The organism is Rhizobium sp. NFR12, from assembly GCF_900108545.1.
Lineage (GTDB): Bacteria > Pseudomonadota > Alphaproteobacteria > Rhizobiales > Rhizobiaceae > Neorhizobium > Neorhizobium soli.
The window spans coordinates 313,289-329,338 of sequence record NZ_FNWM01000005.1; the positions used below are offsets into that span (position 1 = coordinate 313,289).

The following is a 16,050-nucleotide window of genomic DNA, read 5'->3' on the forward strand; positions in this document are numbered from 1 at the left end:
ATGGCGCAGCCGCTGAACTACCTCAAGGAAACGCCATCCCAGACGGCCGGACCCTACGTGCATATCGGTTGCACGCCGAATTTCGCAGGGCTTGAAGGCATCTACGACCAGGATCTCGGGTCCGGGCCAATGGCCAGCGACAAGACCAAGGGCGAACGAATCACCATCAGGGGGTTCGTCTATGACGGTGCCGGTGCGCCTCTGAAGGACGCCCTGATCGAGATCTGGCAGGCCGATGCCGACGGGATCTACAACAGCCCGTCGGAAACGCGCGGTGCGGCCGATCCCAGTTTCCTGGGGTGGGGCCGTTGTCCCGGCGATATGGCAACCGGCGAGTTCGCGTTCGAAACGATCAAGCCCGGGCGCGTGCCGTTCCGGGACGGGCGGCTGATGGCGCCGCATGTCACGTTCTGGATCGTGGCGCGCGGCATCAATCTCGGTCTGCAGACGCGAATGTATTTCTCCGACGAGGAAACCGCCAATGCGGAGGATCCGGTCCTTGCCCGCATCGAGCATCGCGTGCGGGTGCCGACCCTGATCGGGCAGCGGGACGGTGATACGGTTCGCTTCGATATCCATCTCCAGGGTGACAAGGAAACGATATTCTTCGATATCTGACGGACACTCTGAGAGAGACCAGCAAGGTGACAATTCCGGCATGACCGTTTCCGCATTCGAACATCCCTTCCTGTCTGGTCTGCTCGGCGATGAGGAAGTGTCTCGGCTTCTGTCTCCAGAGGCCGAGATCACGGCGATGCTGGCGTTCGAAGCGGCTCTCGCCACCGCGCAGGCAAAAAGCGGTCTGATACCGGATGCATCCGCACAGGCGATCGCTGCGGCATGCGCGTCGTTTTCGCCCGATATAGCCAAGTTGAAGCAGGCGACAGGCCGCGACGGTGTCGTCGTGCCGGAGTTGGTCCGACAGCTGCGCGGTGCGATCGGGGTTGAGGCGGCCCCGCATATCCATTTCGGCGCGACCAGCCAGGACGTGATCGATACCGCACTTATGCTGCGCCTGAAATCGGTCGCCGCGCTTCTGTCGGGGCGACTGCAGGATCTGGCCGAGCGGTTCAGTGAACTGGACCGGGCGAACGGTTCCCGCGCGATGATGGGGCATACGCGCATGCAGGCGGCTTTGCCGATCAAGGTATCGGACCGCGTGGATGCCTGGCGCCATCCGCTTATCCGGCAGAAACATCTGCTTGCCGCCTTTGCCGAAGATGGCTTTGCGCTGCAGTTTGGCGGTGCCGTCGGCACGCTGGAAAAACTAGGTGATCACGCGGCTCAAGTGCGCGCCATGATGGCCGCCGAGCTTGGTCTTGCCGATGCTCCGCAATGGCAGAGCCAGCGGAGCAGGCTTGCCGAGTTCGCCGGCATCCTTGCCACGATCTCCGGAAGCCTCGGCAAATTTGGACAGGATATCGCTCTTCTCGCGCAAATGGGTGGCGAGATAACCTTGTCGGGCGGTGGTGCCTCATCGGCCATGGCGCACAAGCAGAACCCGGTGGCGGCCGAAGCGCTTGTCGCTCTTTCGCGTTACACCGCGGTCCAGCTTTCCGGCATGCAACTGGCCATGGTCCACGAGCAGGAGCGCTCGGGCGCTGCCTGGACGCTGGAATGGCTGGTCCTGCCGCATATCGTGATGGCGGCGGGTGCGGGCCTGCGGCTGGCCGGCGAGCTCGCTTTCAACATCACCGCGCTCGGCCGCGATGCCCCGCGCGATATTTGACGGATAGCAATCGGCTGACACGCCGATTTCGGTTTTACATTGCAGCACCGCATGCAATCTTCTCGCAACGTTACATCGGGAGGCGATGCGACACATGGCACGGGAGAGCCTAATGAAGACGCTGATTTCAACTGTTTTCGCACTGACCTTGATGTCGGGAGCCAGCTATGCCGAGACCATCAAGGTCGGCGTCGTCGGTCCCTTCTCGGGCCCTTTCGCGCTGCAGGGAAAAAACTTCAAAGCCGGTATCGATGCCTTCTTTGCCCTGAACGGCAAGAAGGTTGGCGATAACGAGATCGAGGTGGTCTATCGCGACGTGCCGACCGCCGATCCCGCCAAGTCCAAAGCGATGTCGCAGGAGCTGATCGTTCGCGAGAAGGTCCAGTATCTCGCCGGATATTATTTCACGCCAGACGCGATGGCGGCGGCCCCCATGCTGCAGCAGGGCAATGTGCCGATGGTTGTCATGAACGCCGCCACGTCCGCAATCGTGAACGCGAGCCCTTATGTGGTGCGCACCTCGTTTACCACCTGGCAGACGGCCACGCCGCTCGCCAAGGTCGCCAAGGACGGCGGCGTTACCAAGACGATCACGCTGGTCAGCGATTACGGCCCAGGCGCCGATGCCGAGACGGCTTTCAAAACAGCGTTCGAGAAAGAGGGCGGGCAGGTTGTCGAATCCATCCGGATGCCGCTTTCGACAACGGATTTCGCACCCCTGATGCAGCGGATCAAGGATTCCGGCGCGCAGGCGCTGTTCACCTTCCTGCCATCCGGCCCGCCGACGCTTGCCTTCGTGAAGGCCTATAACGACACCGGCCTCAAGGCAGCAGGCATCAAGTTCTTCGCGACGGGCGATCTGACGCAGGAATCCGATCTTCCCGCCCTCGGTGAAGCCGGCCTCGGCCTTACCACCAGTTTCCACTATGCGGTGTCGCATGACTCTGCGGAAAACAAGGCTTTCGTCGAAGCGGCGCAGAAGGCGATCGGCAACCCCGCCGAACTTTCCTTCCCGGCCGTCGGCGCATTCGATGGCATGCATGTCATCGCAAAAATGATCGAGGCAACCGGCGGCAAGCAGGATGCGGCCAAGGCCGTCGAGGCCGTCAAAGGCCTGTCATGGACCAGTCCGCGTGGACCCGTCACGATCGATCCGGCCAGCCGGCACATCACCCAGAACATCTATCTGCGCAGCGTCGAGAAAGGCGCAGACGGCAAATACTTCAACAAGGAAGTCCAGACCTTCGAGAAACAGGGCGATCCGGGTCTGGCCTTCGCCAAGAAGTAGGCGTTCCGGCTGAGAGCTGCTCCGGCCTGTCAATGGGTTTGTAGGACCAACCCAATTGTCAAAAAGGCCCTGCTGAGCCCGTGTTCAGCAGGGTTGGAAAGCCTTCGAGTTAGGATGCCCGGCTCGCCGACACGTTCACAGCATCCGTTAGTTTGCAAAGCGCCATTACCCTTCTTACTCATGTCGAGCGGATCGTAGGCGTCCTCAGTCGGGCTACGCGTCGGAGAACCCAAACGGAGCCTCCGTCCTCCGATAGTTGTCCGGAAGTACCTGCCGTCCAATCGGCGGTTCGGCACGCGAAGTGCATTCTGTGCGCTGACAGAGCTGGCACGCAATGCCGATAGGCGTCGGCTTATGTGTCTGAGGGTGCTCTGAGGCGTAGACAAGCCGGTCTGCATATCGAGCCTCACAGACGATCGCGATCGCGCGGTCGACGCTCGGAAGGCCGTGGCTGCCACCGCCCGAGTGCACGGTTCGAGCTATCGAGAAGAACCTTTGGCCATCAGGCAGCTCCATCCATTGTGTCACGACCCGCCTTGGAGAGGTAAACACCTGATGGACCGTCCACAACGGACAGCCGCCGCCGTGTCGTGCAAAGGGAAAGGCGCCGCTGTTCAGTCTCTTGGAGACGTTTCCGGCAACGTCGACCTTAATGAAGAAGAAGGGAACTCTCTCGTGTCCGGGCTTTTGGAGCGTCGTGAGCCGGTGTGCAGTCTGCTCGAAGCTCGTCCCGAAGAAACGGGCTAATGAGTCTAGATCGTATCGGCGAGCCTCCACAGCTTTGGCAAAGGCAGCATACGGCATCAGGATTGCCCCCGCGCAATAGGCAGCGATAGCTCGATGAGCAAGCCGCTCCGAATTCTGCGATTCGAAATTCCCTTCGGCAACGGTGCTTGCAATCTCGTTCTCAAACTCGAGGTAGGCGAGCTGCTGCGCCATCTGGAAATTCTGGCTTGAATGATCCAGAGCTTCGTTGAGCAGCAGTTCCTTGCGATGCCAGTCAAGTCGCCGGAGGGATCCTGACATCACCTCTGCGGGAAGCCTTCGGACTTTAAACCCGTGCTCGTTCTGGAGGAAGGCTGGCAAACCGCCGCCCTGGCTTACCCGGCCCGCCAGCTTTTCCGACAGCGTGTCCAAAACCGGGAAGTAGTTCTTTCGGGCGGCTAGAAAGCTTCTGACGGCGGCGATGGAATCCCCTTCAAACGGGCGTCCATCGTTTGTCGTGTCTTGGCGCCGGTCGGCTAAAGCGAACTGCTCCTCTTTGTATGCCGTGTAAAGTCGCAGCAGCGCTTCAGCAAACCCGGGAAAGCTGTGTGCGATATCCGCGATATCGACCGCATTCAAATCGATGTCAGTGAAGATCGCGTCTCGTGCTGCAAGCCGTAACTGCGCGACAAGATCCTGGCCTGCGTCAGCGGTAAATTCGCTAAAATCGATCTTATATGCCTTGGCCAGTCGCAGCAGTATTTCAGCTGTCACCGGGCGCTGATTGCGTTCCATCAGCGCGACATAGGATGGCGAGATGTCGAGGTCGCTCGCCATCTCTACCTGCTTCAGGCCCAAGTCCCGGCGAAGTCTTCGCAGGCGCGGCCCAAGGTAAACACGATTATCCATACAAGCATTACAGCATTACGAAGAACTTCTGTAAAGTTTGACAGCTTGACTTCAGCGTGGCTCGCCATGGCCTTACCGGCTGTTATCCTCCCATGGACAGAAACATTGGAGGGTCTCATGTCGTATCAAAAGCTACTTGAAGAAGTCGAGCACCTGATAGGTGCGAATGAATGCTGGACTGGAATGACACCCGAGGCCGTTGCGAGGATGAGGCTTCAGAACCGGTTCAAGACCGGCCTCGACATCGCCAAATACACCGCCAAGGTCATGCGGCGAGACATGGACGCGTATGATAACGACCCGTCCAAGTACACGCAGTCGCTCGGGTGCTGGCATGGGTTCATCGGTCAGCAGAAGATCATATCGATCAAAAAGCATTTCCAAAGCACGGAGCGGCGCTACCTTTACCTCTCCGGCTGGATGGTCGCCGCGTTACGCTCGGAGTTCGGGCCGCTGCCAGACCAGTCGATGCACGAGAAGACGACCGTACCGGCATTGATCAACGAGTTGTACACGTTCCTGCGGCAAGCCGATGCTCGTGAACTTGGTGACCTATTCCGGCAAATCGACAAAGCCCGGGAGGCAGGCGATGCTGTCAAGGAACGGCAGCTCACCTCCGCGATCGATGATTTCCAAACGCACGTCGTCCCGGTCATAGCCGATATTGATGCCGGGTTCGGCAATGCCGAAGCGACCTACCTGCTCGCCAAGAAAATGATCGAGGCAGGGGCCTGCGCTCTTCAGATCGAAAACCAGGTCTCCGACGAGAAGCAGTGTGGCCATCAGGATGGTAAAGTTACCGTCCCTCATGAAGACTTTGTCGCGAAGATCCGTGCGTTGCGCTACGCTTTTCTCGAGATGGGAGTGGACGACGGCGTCATTGTGGCTCGCACGGATTCACTGGGTGCGGGGTTGACCAAACAGATCGCCTTTTCGGTCTCCGAAGGCGATATCGGCGACCAGTACAATTCGTTTCTGGATTGCGAGGAGGTCGGCGCGGGCCAGCGATCGAACGGTGACGTCCTGCTGACCCGTGGCGACAAGGTTCTTCGTCCGAAGCGCCTCCGCTCGAACCTCTACCAGTTCCGACCCGGCACGGGTGCGGATCGTTGCGTGCTCGATTGCATCAATGCGCTTCAGAACGGCGCGGACCTTCTCTGGATCGAGACCGAGAAACCGCACATCGAGCAGATCGCCGGGATGGTCGACCGCATTCGCGATGTCGTTCCGAACGCGAAGCTCGTCTATAACAACTCGCCTTCCTTCAACTGGACGCTGAACTTCCGGCAACAGGTCTTTGACGTGTGGGTCGAGCAGGGCAGGGACGTTTCGGCGTATGACCGTGCGAAGCTCATGAGCGTCGTTTACGACGGTACGGAACTCGGCAAAGAAGCTGATGAGCGCATCAGGACATTTCAGCGTGACGCAGCAAAGCGAGCAGGCATCTTCCATCATCTGATCACCCTGCCGACCTACCACACGGCGGCGCTTTCGACCGACAATCTTGCGAAGGATTACTTCGGCGATCAGGGAATGCTTGGCTACGTCGCCGGCGTTCAGCGGCAGGAAATTCGCCAGGGGATCGCAGCGGTGAAGCACCAGAATATGGCCGGTTCGGATCTGGGCGACGATCACAAGGAATATTTTGGTGGCGATGCGGCGCTGAAGGCGGCTGGAGAGCACAATACGATGAACCAGTTTGCAGCTTGAGCTGCAGGATCATACGCCTCGAAGGAGTGATGCTCCCTCGAGGTACACCTTCAACGGAGGAGCTGAAATGTCGACAAATACTGAGACCAAGACGTCACAACCCGAACGATCGAGAGCCGTCTTCTCAAACCAGGACTTCGAACTGATCCGGGTCGCGATCAGTCACTATTTGCAGCAAATCAAGGAGCAGCCGGAGGCGGTAAAATACTCGAACCTGTACCACCGGCTCGGTCGCGTTGTTTGAACCCGCAAAGCAGCACCGGTGATAGAGACCATCGGTGCTGCGCTCGAGGCTGGTGCTTGGGGCCGATTGCTGTGGAGCGTTCTGGATCGGCTTACCCAGCGAGATATTTCGCCGAATATATCCCTTGGCAAAAATTCCGCGTGCGATATATCGAGATGGATATCTTGCTTATGCCTGGGAGCGCGATTGGATGAATGGTAAGACTCGACGTTCCTATGTTTTTCAAGGGTTGATGACCGTCCTCGCAGCCTCCCTGTCTCTCGCCTTGCTGGCTGCTCCGGCCGCGGCGGATGAGAAGGTGACGGTGTTTGCTGCAGCCAGCATGAAGAATGCGCTCGACGCTGCCAACAAGGCCTATGGCAAGCCGGTGACCGCTTCCTATGCGGCAAGCTCGGCGCTCGCCAAGCAGATCGAAAGCGGTGCGCCGGCAGACGTGTTCGTCTCCGCGGATCTCGACTGGATGAACTATCTGTCCGGCAAGGCTCTGGTGAAGGAAGACACAAAGTCCAACTGGCTCGGAAATCAAATCGTGCTGGTCGCGCCCAAAGAGAATGCCGCACCGGTCGATATCATCAGGGGTCTCGACCTTGCCCGGCTTTTGAACGGCGGCAAGCTTGCCATGGGTGAGCCGAATTCGGTGCCTGCGGGCAAATACGCAAAGTCGGCGCTGGAAAAGCTCGGCATTTGGTCTTCGGTCGAAAAAAGCGTCGCCGGTGCCGAAAGTGTGAGGGCAGCGCTCGCGCTGGTGTCGCGCGGCGAAGCGCCTTACGGCATCGTCTATGCAACCGATGCCGCTGCCGATCCGGGTGTCGCGGTGGTCGGAACCTTCCCCGCGGACAGCCATGCGCCGATTATCTACCCGATTGCGATTCTCTCGGATTCAAAATCGCCGGATGCCGCGGGATATCTTGATTACCTGAAGTCCGCCAAAGCCGCGCCTTTCTTCGAAAAGGAAGGCTTTACGGTTCTGAAGTAAGCCAGTTTGACTTGGCCCCCTTGGGCTGATGTCTGAAGGGAAGCAGCGTTGGACTGGTTGGTACTCAGCGAGGAGGAATGGACGGCGGTGCGCCTGAGCCTTCGGGTCTCGAGCGTGGCCGTCCTTGTCAGCCTGCCCCTTGGCATTCTCGTCGCCTATGTCTTGGCGCGCGGAAAATTCTGGGGCAAATCGATCCTCAACGGCATCGTGCTTCTGCCGCTGATCCTGCCGCCTGTTGTGACCGGGTTTCTGCTTCTCATCGTCTTCGGAAGACGCGGCGTGGTGGGCTCGTTCCTCGCGGACTATCTCGGCATCGTCCTCTCCTTTCGCTGGACGGGTGCCGCCCTTGCCTGCGGGGTGATGGGATTTCCCCTGATGGTCCGCTCGATCCGGCTGTCGATCGAAACTGTCGATCGGAAGCTGGAGGAGGCGGCCGGAACGCTTGGCGCCAGTCCCCTCTGGGTCTTCCTGACCGTTACCCTGCCGCTCATTCTTCCCGGCATTATCGCCGGTATGATCCTCGCCTTCGCAAAGGCCATGGGTGAATTCGGTGCGACGATCACATTCGTATCCAATATCCCCAGCGAAACGCAGACGCTGTCGGCAGCGATCTACACGTTCACGCAGGTTCCCGGCGGTGATGTCGGCGCCATGCGTCTTACCATCGTAGCGATCGCGATCTCGTTTGCGGCGCTGCTCGCGTCCGAATTCATGGCCTATCTGGTCGGACGAAAGGTGGCGGTCGAATGACGATGATCGTGGACGTGCGGCAGTCGTTCAAGAGCTTCGTGCTCGACGCATCCTTCACGTCGACAGGCGGCGTGACGGCGCTGTTCGGCCGCTCGGGATCCGGAAAGACATCGCTGGTGCGCGCCATTGCCGGCCTCTCCAAACCGCAGCGCGGACGGATCGAGATCGACGGCGATGTCTTGCTGGATACCGAACGTGGCATCTTCGTGCCAATGCACAGGCGTCGCTTCGGATATGTCTTCCAGGAAGCACGGCTCTTCCCGCATCTAAGCGTCCGTCAGAACCTTCTTTACGGAAAATGGTTCGCGCCCAAGTCAGGGCAGGTCGGAAATATCTCGCATGTCGTCGAACTGCTCGGCATCGGTCCGCTCCTCGAGCGTCGGCCGGGCAATCTTTCCGGTGGCGAAAAGCAGCGCGTGGCGATCGGCCGAGCGCTTTTGTCGTCACCCAGACTGCTCCTGATGGACGAACCACTCGCAGCGCTGGACGACGAGCGAAAGGCCGAAATCCTGCCCTATCTGGAGCGGATGCGCGATGAGACCGCGATGCCCATCGTCTATGTCAGCCATTCGGTCGCGGAAGTGGCGAGGCTCTCGGACCGCGTCGTGATGATGAGCGACGGTCGGGTGGAGATATCAGGCACACCGTCGGACGTGCTGTCCGGCAGCCAAGTGCTGGCCACAGAGCGCCGCGAAGCCGGCGTGGTGCTTTCCGGAACCGTCGAAGCGATCGATTCGGCGCATGGCTTGGCGACTGTGCGGCTTTCGTCCGAAGTTCTCGTCGTTTCGAACGCGCGGGCGCAGGTTGGACAGAGCGTCAGGCTCCATGTGCCGGAGCGAGATGTGATGCTCGCCACCAGGAAGCCCGAAGGGCTGAGCGCCCTCAACATTCTGGAAGGGCAGATCGCCCAGATGGATGCCGAAGGGGAGGGCATGGTGCGCGTCAAGATCCGGTGTGGCGAAGACGTGGTTCTTGCCCGGATCACCGGCCTGTCGGTGCAGCGCCTTGCACTTCAAACCGGACTGCCCGTCTATGCGGTGATCAAGACCGTCGCCCTGGCACGGTAATTGGCCGGGTACGCTGTGCCCGAAATAAAAAGGGCCAGCGCTGGCTGACCCTTTTCGTCTGTCTATCGGCTTTAACCCGTTCGATCAGGTCGCGACACCCTGCGGGCTGTCGGCCGACCTGTCGGGTGCACGGCTGAGCATCAGGGCGACGATCGTGCAGATGGCACCCGAAATCAGGTATCCGCCGATGAAGATGATGCCGAACTGGCTCGCGAGACCGAGCGCGGTCAGTGGCGCAAAACCTGCGCCGACCAACCATGCGAGGTCGGAGGTCAGGGCCGAACCGGTGTAACGGTAAGGCTGGCTGAAGCGCGACGAAACCGAACCGGAGGCCTGACCAAAGGAAAGGCCGAGGATGGCAAAGCCGATGATGATGAATGCATCCTGGCCGGTACCGCCCGCATTCAGCAGGAACGGCGCCGTAAAGCTGAAGATGGCGATGATCACCGCACCAATGATCAACTGGCGGCGACGACCGATCCTGTCTGCAAGAAGACCGGAGATCACGACCGTCACGAGTCCGAGCAAAGCACCGATGACCTGGACGAACAGGAATTTCCCGGCGCTCTGGCCACCGAAAAGTGTCACCCAGCTCAGCGGGAAGATCGTTACAAGGTGGAACATCGCGAAGCTTGCAAGCGGGGCAAAGGCGCCGAGAACGACGTCGCCCCCGTGAACGCGCAGCACTTCCAGAACCGGCTTTGCCTGCAATTCGTGCGCTTCGAGCGCATCGCCGAACTCTTTCGATGCAACAATACGCAGACGAGCAAACAGGGCCACAACGTTGATGGCAAACGCGACGAAGAACGGATAGCGCCAGCCCCAGCTCAGGAAGTCGGCGTCGGAGAGATTGAAGACGAAATAGCCGAACAGGACGCTCGCGAGCGCAAACCCGAATGGCGCACCGAGCTGCGGGATCATCGCGTAAAGGCCGCGGCGGTTCGGGGGTGCATTCAGTGCCAGCAGCGATGCAAGACCGTCCCAGGCTCCACCCAGCGCAAAACCCTGGCCGAGACGGAACAGCGCCAGCAGAGCCGGCGACCAGTATCCGATCGTCTCATAGCCGGGCAGGAAGGCGATCGAGGCCGTCGAGCCACCGAGCACGAGAAGGGCAATCGTCAGCTTCGTGCCGCGTCCATAGGTACGGTCGACCCACATGAAGACCACCGAGCCAACAGGACGCGCGATGAACGCGAGCGAGAAGATCGCAAACGAGTAAAGCGTGGCGGTGACCGGGTCTCCGGCAAACGGAAAGACCACGCGAGGGAAAACCAGGACCGAGGCGAGGCCGTACACGAAGAAGTCGAAAAATTCCGACATTCTGCCGATGACGACCCCGATAGCAATATTGCTCGGTTCGACCGGCTTGTCGTCGTGGATCTGCCGGGCATCCCGTTCCATCTCTGTGGATGTAGGATTGGCAAGTTGGCTCATGAATGTGTTCTCCTGCACGTCTGTTTCCACATGAGAATGTCGGGCGTACCAGCTGTCAATCAAGACGTCGCGCAAAAAGCATATTTTGGGCGGATTTTGGTGTTTTCTGAGGCACCCATGGCAACAGATGGACATTGAGGCGGAGTTGATGTTTTTGCAACGACCATCATCAATCCACACACCCCGCTTGCATTGCAGCGCGAAAAAGTTATTGCACTGCGACGAAACACCTCATGGAGATCAGTTGCTTGCTCCGTTAGGCCGACTGGACACATCGAAAGTTTCGAGCAGACCAATGTTCCCAATGTTGAAACGTCTCATCCAAATCGCTTTGCTGCCGCTTTTGGCCACCCTTTCGGGCTGCAATCTCGTCGTGATGTCGCCATCAGGCGATATCGCCAGGCAGCAGGCAGATCTGATTATCGTCTCGACCGTTCTGATGCTGCTGATCATCGTGCCGGTCGTGTTTCTCACGCTCTACTTCGCCTGGCACTATCGTCATGCGAACACCACAGCAAAATACGATCCGGAATGGCATCACTCGACACGGCTCGAAGTGGTTATCTGGGCCGCGCCGCTGGCGATCATTGTGGCGCTCGGTGCGATCACCTGGATCAGCACCCACCGTCTCGACCCGTATCGTCCTCTCGACCGCCTCGATGCGGAACGTCCGGTTCCCGCCGAAACGCGGCCTCTGACGGTTCAGGTCGTGGCGCTCGACTGGAAGTGGCTGTTCTTCTATCCAGAATACGGCATCGCCACGGTCAACGAGATGGCCGCACCGGTCGATCGCCCGATCACGTTCGAGATCACCTCGAGCTCGGTGATGAACTCGTTCTACATTCCGGCGCTCGCCGGCCAGATCTACGCGATGCCGGGGATGCAGACCAAACTGCACGCCGTCATCAACAAGGAAGGCGAGTTCGAGGGACTTTCGGCAAACTACAGCGGTGCCGGGTTCTCGCACATGCGCTTCAAGTTCCACGGCTACACGGCCGAAGGCTTCGACGGCTGGATCGCAAAGGTCAAGCAGCAGGGTACCGCACTCAACCGCGATGCCTATCTAAAGCTTGAGAAGCCGTCCGAGCGCGAGCCGATCCGCTATTTTGCGGCGGCCGACAAGGATCTCTACAGCGCGATCCTCAACATGTGTGCCGAACCGGGCAAGATGTGCATGAACGAGATGATGCATATCGACATGATGGGTGGTGCCGGCACCGAGAGCCACGAGAACCGCGCGAAACTTCAGTATGACAATCGTCGTATCGGAGATGCGGAAGGTACAAACGCCGCGACTTTCCCCGCGACTGGCACCCCTGCCAAGAGCGATGAACAGCCGCACAATGAGCAAGGTCACGGCAACCACTCGATGCCGGACACGAACAATGGCGACGCCGATCCGGCGCCTGCGCAGATCAACAATTAACGGGTTGTCCCATGTTTTCCAATCCTGACATCCTGAAGTTTATCTTCGGAAGGTTGTCCTTCGAATCACTGCCGTTTCACGAACCGATCCTGATCGTGACGTTTGCGGCCGTGTGTCTGGGCGGCATCGGCGTGGTGGGTCTCATGACCTACTTCAAGCTCTGGGGGCCATTCTGGCGCGACTGGGTTTGCAGTGTCGATCACAAAAAAATCGGCATCATGTACATCGTGCTGGCCATCATCATGCTGTTCCGCGGCTTTGCCGACGCCATCATGATGCGCGTACAGCAGGCCATCGCCTTCAACGGCAACGAGGGTTACCTCAACTCTCACCACTACGACCAGATCTTCACCGCCCATGGCGTGATCATGATCTTCTTCGTGGCGATGCCCTTCGTTACCGGTTTCATGAACTATATCGTGCCGCTGCAGATCGGCGCGCGTGACGTCTCGTTCCCGTTCCTGAACAACTTCTCGTTCTGGATGACGACGGCCGGTGCGATCATCATCATGATCTCGCTGTTCATCGGCGAGTTCGCACGTACCGGCTGGCTGGCCTATCCACCACTGTCGGGCGCCGATTACAGCCCGGGCGTCGGGGTCGATTATTACATCTGGGGTCTGCAGGTGGCGGGCGTCGGCACGACGTTGTCGGGTATCAACCTGATCGCGACAATCGTGAAGATGCGTGCTCCCGGCATGTCCTTCATGAAGATGCCGATCTTCACCTGGACGGCACTCTGCACCAACATCCTGATCGTTGCCTCGTTCCCGATCCTGACCGCAACCCTCGTGCTGCTGTCGCTTGACCGTTACGTCGGCACCAACTTCTTCACGAACGACCTCGGCGGTAACCCGATGATGTACGTGAACCTGATCTGGATCTGGGGTCACCCGGAAGTCTACATCCTGATCCTTCCGGTCTTCGGGATCTTCTCGGAAATCGTTGCGACCTTCTCCGGCAAGCGCCTGTTCGGCTATGCCTCGATGGTCTACGCGACTTGCGTGATCATGATCCTGTCCTACCTCGTGTGGCTGCACCACTTCTTCACGATGGGTTCGGGTGCTTCGGTCAACGCCTTCTTCGGCATCACCACGATGATCATCTCGATCCCGACGGGCGCCAAGATGTTTAACTGGCTGTTCACGATGTATCGCGGTCGTATTCGCTACGACGTTCCGATGCTCTGGACGGTCGGCTTCATGGTGACCTTCGCCATCGGTGGTATGACCGGCGTCATGCTGGCTGTTCCGCCTGCCGACTTCGTGCTCCACAACTCCCTGTTCCTGATCGCCCACTTCCACAACGTCATCATCGGCGGCGTGCTGTTCGGCCTTCTCGCAGGCGTCAACTACTGGTTCCCGAAGGCGTTCGGCTTCAAGCTGAACCAATTCTGGGGCAAGGTATCGTTCTGGTTCTGGTTCGTCGGCTTCTACTTCGCCTTCATGCCGCTCTACGTTCTTGGCCTGATGGGCGTCACCCGCCGCGTATCGCAGTTCGAAGATCCGTCGCTGCAGATCTGGTTCATCATCGCAGCCTGCGGTGCAGGTATGATTGCCATCGGTATCGCCTCATTCATCATCCAGATCGGCGTCAGCGTCTGGAAGCGTGATGAACTGAGGGACGAAACCGGCGATCCGTGGCACGGCCGTACTCTGGAATGGTCGACATCGTCGCCGCCACCGGACTACAACTTCGCCTTCACTCCGGTGGTCCACGATCACGACAGCTGGTACGACATGAAGAACCGCGGTTATGCGCGTCCTCTTCAGGGTTTCAAGCCGATCCACATGCCGAAGAACACCGGCACCGGCGCGATCCTCTCCGGCATCAGCGTGGCACTCGCCTTCGGCCTGATCTGGTACATGTGGTGGCTTGCTGCCCTGTCCTTCATCGCCATCATCGTTGTGTCGATCGTCCATACGTTCAACTACAACCGCGACTACTACATTCCGGCGGACGACGTTGTCGCGGAAGAGAACAAGCGGACCGAACTGCTCGCTAGGCAGGTGTGATAACCATGAGTGCTTCTAAAACAGAGACGGCGGAAAACCCGCAATTCTACCTGGAAGAAGATCATCATCCGGAAAACAGCACCAATCTTGGGTTCTGGCTCTACCTGATGAGCGACTGCCTGATCTTCGCGATCCTGTTCGCCACCTACGCTGTCGTCGGCCGCAATTATGCGGCCGGCCCATCGCCGGCGGATCTGTTCGACCTGCCGCTCGTCGCGCTCAACACCGCGATGCTGCTGTTCTCGTCGATCACCTACGGGTTCGCGATGCTTCAGATGGAGCGTGGCGCCAAGGCGGAGACGCTGTTCTGGCTGGGCGTGACCGGCGTGTTCGGTCTCGCCTTCCTCGGCATCGAACTCTACGAATTCAGCCATCTCCTGCACGAAGGTGCCGGTCCGCAGCGCTCTGCGTTCCTGTCGGCGTTCTTCACGCTGGTCGGAACCCACGGTCTGCACGTCACCTTCGGTATCATCTGGCTGGTCACGCTGATGGTGCAGGTTTCAAAGCATGGCCTGATCCCGGAAAACCGCCGTCGCCTGATGTGCCTGTCGATGTTCTGGCACTTCCTCGACGTTATCTGGATCGGCGTCTTCTCCGTCGTTTACCTCATGGGAGTCCTCGGATGACCGACAAAGCACCCGCGCACGAAGATGCGCACGCAGCGCATCACGCCCATAGCCACGGGCACGAGGCCAGCCACGGTTCGCTGAAAAGCTATACGACCGGCTTCATCCTGTCGGTGATCCTGACGGCGATACCGTTCTGGCTTGTGATGGGCGACGTCTTCGACAATAAGGCTGTCACCGGCGCTCTGGTTATGATCTTCGGCGTCATCCAGATCGTCGTGCACATGATCTACTTCCTGCACATGAACACCAAGTCCGAAGGCGGCTGGACGGCGATGGCACTGATCTTCACGATCGTCATCGTGGTCATCGCTCTCTCCGGCTCGCTCTGGGTCATGCACCATCTCAATGCAAACATGATGGTCATGTCGCCGGAGATGATGAAGAACATGCCTTGAGGCGGTCATGAGACCGGTTGAGACAGACACCAATCAAAGTGGCGCGGGTCATTCCGCGCCACTTTCCCGTTCTCGCTCCCATATCATGCGGGCGTTTCTGGTCTTTGCGGCGCTGATTTTCGTGGCGCTCGGATCCTGGCAGGTGCAACGCCTGTTCTGGAAGCTCGATCTTATCGCAAGGGTCGACGCTCGTGTGCATGCAACGCCGGTGGCACCGCCGGCAGCCGGCCAGTCACCTGACGATATCGAATATCTCCACGTCGCCATCTCCGGGTCCTTCGATCACACGAAGGAAGCGCTGGTTCAGGCCGTGACGAAGCTCGGGCCCGGATACTGGGTCGTGACGCCTCTGAAGCTTGAAGACGGCAGGACGATCCTGATCAATCGCGGCTTCGTGCCCCCTGACCGCAGGGATCCCTCAACCCGGGTTGAAAGCCAGACCGTCGGCCAAGCCGCCGTCACAGGTCTTGTCCGCCTCTCCGAACCTGGCGGCGGCTTCCTGCGGGAGAACGATCCGGGCAACGAGCGTTGGTATTCGCGCGATGTCGCAGCGATCAGCGCGTCGCGCGGGCTTCAGGGCGTCATGCCCTATTTCATCGATGCGGACGCAACGTCGAACCCGGGTGGCTATCCGGTCGGCGGCCTGACCGTCATCCAATTTCCCAACAGCCATCTGAGTTACGCACTGACCTGGTTTGCGCTCGCAATCATGTCTCTCGGTGCTGCGATCTTCTTCGGACGCTTGCAGCGCGCAGCCGGTTGATCCGCAACGA

Annotated in this window: 15 protein-coding genes; 13 read left to right on the forward strand and 2 right to left on the reverse strand. The window is 59.3% G+C overall.

The window, feature by feature from the left end; all coding sequences use genetic code 11:
* From pcaG to BLW69_RS20135, 3 genes are all read left to right on the forward strand, one after another.
* Entirely contained in the window at window positions 1–618 is a 618-nt protein-coding gene (pcaG, locus tag BLW69_RS20125; RefSeq protein ID WP_092664511.1) for a protocatechuate 3,4-dioxygenase subunit alpha, read from the forward strand.
* Between the two features lie 40 nt (window positions 619–658).
* Entirely contained in the window at window positions 659–1,729 is a 1,071-nt protein-coding gene (locus BLW69_RS20130; RefSeq protein ID WP_092664514.1) for a 3-carboxy-cis,cis-muconate cycloisomerase, read from the forward strand.
* A gap of 112 nt (window positions 1,730–1,841) precedes the next feature.
* Window positions 1,842–3,017, forward strand: coding sequence for an ABC transporter substrate-binding protein (locus BLW69_RS20135; RefSeq protein ID WP_092664517.1), 1,176 nt, complete (start codon window positions 1,842–1,844; stop codon window positions 3,015–3,017).
* Between the two features lie 213 nt (window positions 3,018–3,230).
* Here the strand turns inward: BLW69_RS20135 and BLW69_RS20140 are convergent, their stop codons facing one another.
* Window positions 3,231–4,631 (reverse strand): helix-turn-helix domain-containing protein, encoded by a 1,401-nt coding sequence (locus BLW69_RS20140; RefSeq protein WP_092664519.1) that lies wholly within the window; start codon window positions 4,629–4,631, stop codon window positions 3,231–3,233.
* Between the two features lie 117 nt (window positions 4,632–4,748).
* On the opposite strand from BLW69_RS20140, the gene BLW69_RS20145 reads away from it, so the two are divergent.
* The 5 genes from BLW69_RS20145 to modC all read left to right on the forward strand — a co-directional run bounded on the left by BLW69_RS20145 (window position 4,749) and on the right by modC (window position 9,378).
* The gene (locus BLW69_RS20145) at window positions 4,749–6,341 is read left to right on the forward strand and encodes an isocitrate lyase (RefSeq protein WP_092664522.1); all 1,593 of its coding nucleotides are present in this window, start codon (window positions 4,749–4,751) and stop codon (window positions 6,339–6,341) included.
* A gap of 67 nt (window positions 6,342–6,408) precedes the next feature.
* Window positions 6,409–6,585 (forward strand): hypothetical protein, encoded by a 177-nt coding sequence (locus tag BLW69_RS22875; RefSeq protein WP_175487296.1) that lies wholly within the window; start codon window positions 6,409–6,411, stop codon window positions 6,583–6,585.
* A gap of 232 nt (window positions 6,586–6,817) precedes the next feature.
* Window positions 6,818–7,561: a molybdate ABC transporter substrate-binding protein gene (gene modA, locus BLW69_RS20150; protein ID WP_244508910.1), complete on the forward strand. Its 744-nt coding sequence runs from the start codon at window positions 6,818–6,820 to the stop codon at window positions 7,559–7,561.
* Between the two features lie 48 nt (window positions 7,562–7,609).
* Window positions 7,610–8,311, forward strand: coding sequence for a molybdate ABC transporter permease subunit (modB, locus tag BLW69_RS20155; RefSeq protein WP_092664528.1), 702 nt, complete (start codon window positions 7,610–7,612; stop codon window positions 8,309–8,311).
* A complete protein-coding gene (modC, locus tag BLW69_RS20160) occupies window positions 8,308–9,378 on the forward strand; it encodes a molybdenum ABC transporter ATP-binding protein (protein WP_092664531.1) in 1,071 nt (356 codons plus the stop codon). Before modB ends, modC begins: the two co-directional genes overlap by 4 nt.
* Before the next feature lie 84 nt (window positions 9,379–9,462).
* On the opposite strand, the gene BLW69_RS20165 is transcribed toward modC, so the two are convergent.
* Complete coding sequence (locus BLW69_RS20165; RefSeq protein WP_062454408.1) at window positions 9,463–10,812, reverse strand: MFS transporter; 1,350 nt, start codon at window positions 10,810–10,812, stop codon at window positions 9,463–9,465.
* 304 nt (window positions 10,813–11,116) lie between these two features.
* On the opposite strand from BLW69_RS20165, the gene cyoA reads away from it, so the two are divergent.
* The 5 genes from cyoA (at window position 11,117) to BLW69_RS20190 (ending at window position 16,040) form a co-directional block, all read left to right on the forward strand.
* Window positions 11,117–12,238, forward strand: a complete 1,122-nt coding sequence (cyoA, locus tag BLW69_RS20170; protein WP_244473942.1) for a ubiquinol oxidase subunit II — start codon at window positions 11,117–11,119, stop codon at window positions 12,236–12,238.
* Between the two features lie 11 nt (window positions 12,239–12,249).
* Window positions 12,250–14,253, forward strand: coding sequence for a cytochrome o ubiquinol oxidase subunit I (gene cyoB / locus BLW69_RS20175; RefSeq protein ID WP_062454404.1), 2,004 nt, complete (start codon window positions 12,250–12,252; stop codon window positions 14,251–14,253).
* Between the two features lie 5 nt (window positions 14,254–14,258).
* A complete protein-coding gene (cyoC, locus tag BLW69_RS20180; protein ID WP_062454402.1) occupies window positions 14,259–14,879 on the forward strand; it encodes a cytochrome o ubiquinol oxidase subunit III in 621 nt (206 codons plus the stop codon).
* Window positions 14,876–15,277, forward strand: a complete 402-nt coding sequence (gene cyoD, locus BLW69_RS20185; RefSeq protein WP_062454400.1) for a cytochrome o ubiquinol oxidase subunit IV — start codon at window positions 14,876–14,878, stop codon at window positions 15,275–15,277. Before cyoC ends, cyoD begins: the two co-directional genes overlap by 4 nt.
* A gap of 85 nt (window positions 15,278–15,362) precedes the next feature.
* Window positions 15,363–16,040, forward strand: coding sequence for an SURF1 family protein (locus BLW69_RS20190; protein WP_244508911.1), 678 nt, complete (start codon window positions 15,363–15,365; stop codon window positions 16,038–16,040).
* Window positions 16,041–16,050: the final 10 nt, after the last annotated feature.

Bases quoted from the DNA above. Each gene is read 5' to 3' on its own strand.
- pcaG (WP_092664511.1), top strand. From the start codon at position 1: ATGGCGCAGCCGCTGAACTACCTCAAGGAAACGCCATCCCAGACGGCC.
- BLW69_RS20130 (WP_092664514.1), top strand. From the start codon at position 659: ATGACCGTTTCCGCATTCGAACATCCCTTCCTGTCTGGTCTGCTCGGC.
- BLW69_RS20135 (WP_092664517.1), top strand. From the start codon at position 1,842: ATGAAGACGCTGATTTCAACTGTTTTCGCACTGACCTTGATGTCGGGA.
- BLW69_RS20140 (WP_092664519.1), bottom strand. From the start codon at position 4,631: ATGGATAATCGTGTTTACCTTGGGCCGCGCCTGCGAAGACTTCGCCGG.
- BLW69_RS20145 (WP_092664522.1), top strand. From the start codon at position 4,749: ATGTCGTATCAAAAGCTACTTGAAGAAGTCGAGCACCTGATAGGTGCG.
- BLW69_RS22875 (WP_175487296.1), top strand. From the start codon at position 6,409: ATGTCGACAAATACTGAGACCAAGACGTCACAACCCGAACGATCGAGA.
- modA (WP_244508910.1), top strand. From the start codon at position 6,818: ATGACCGTCCTCGCAGCCTCCCTGTCTCTCGCCTTGCTGGCTGCTCCG.
- modC (WP_092664531.1), top strand. From the start codon at position 8,308: ATGACGATGATCGTGGACGTGCGGCAGTCGTTCAAGAGCTTCGTGCTC.
- BLW69_RS20165 (WP_062454408.1), bottom strand. From the start codon at position 10,812: ATGAGCCAACTTGCCAATCCTACATCCACAGAGATGGAACGGGATGCC.
- cyoA (WP_244473942.1), top strand. From the start codon at position 11,117: ATGTTGAAACGTCTCATCCAAATCGCTTTGCTGCCGCTTTTGGCCACC.
- cyoB (WP_062454404.1), top strand. From the start codon at position 12,250: ATGTTTTCCAATCCTGACATCCTGAAGTTTATCTTCGGAAGGTTGTCC.
- cyoC (WP_062454402.1), top strand. From the start codon at position 14,259: ATGAGTGCTTCTAAAACAGAGACGGCGGAAAACCCGCAATTCTACCTG.
- cyoD (WP_062454400.1), top strand. From the start codon at position 14,876: ATGACCGACAAAGCACCCGCGCACGAAGATGCGCACGCAGCGCATCAC.
- BLW69_RS20190 (WP_244508911.1), top strand. From the start codon at position 15,363: ATGCGGGCGTTTCTGGTCTTTGCGGCGCTGATTTTCGTGGCGCTCGGA.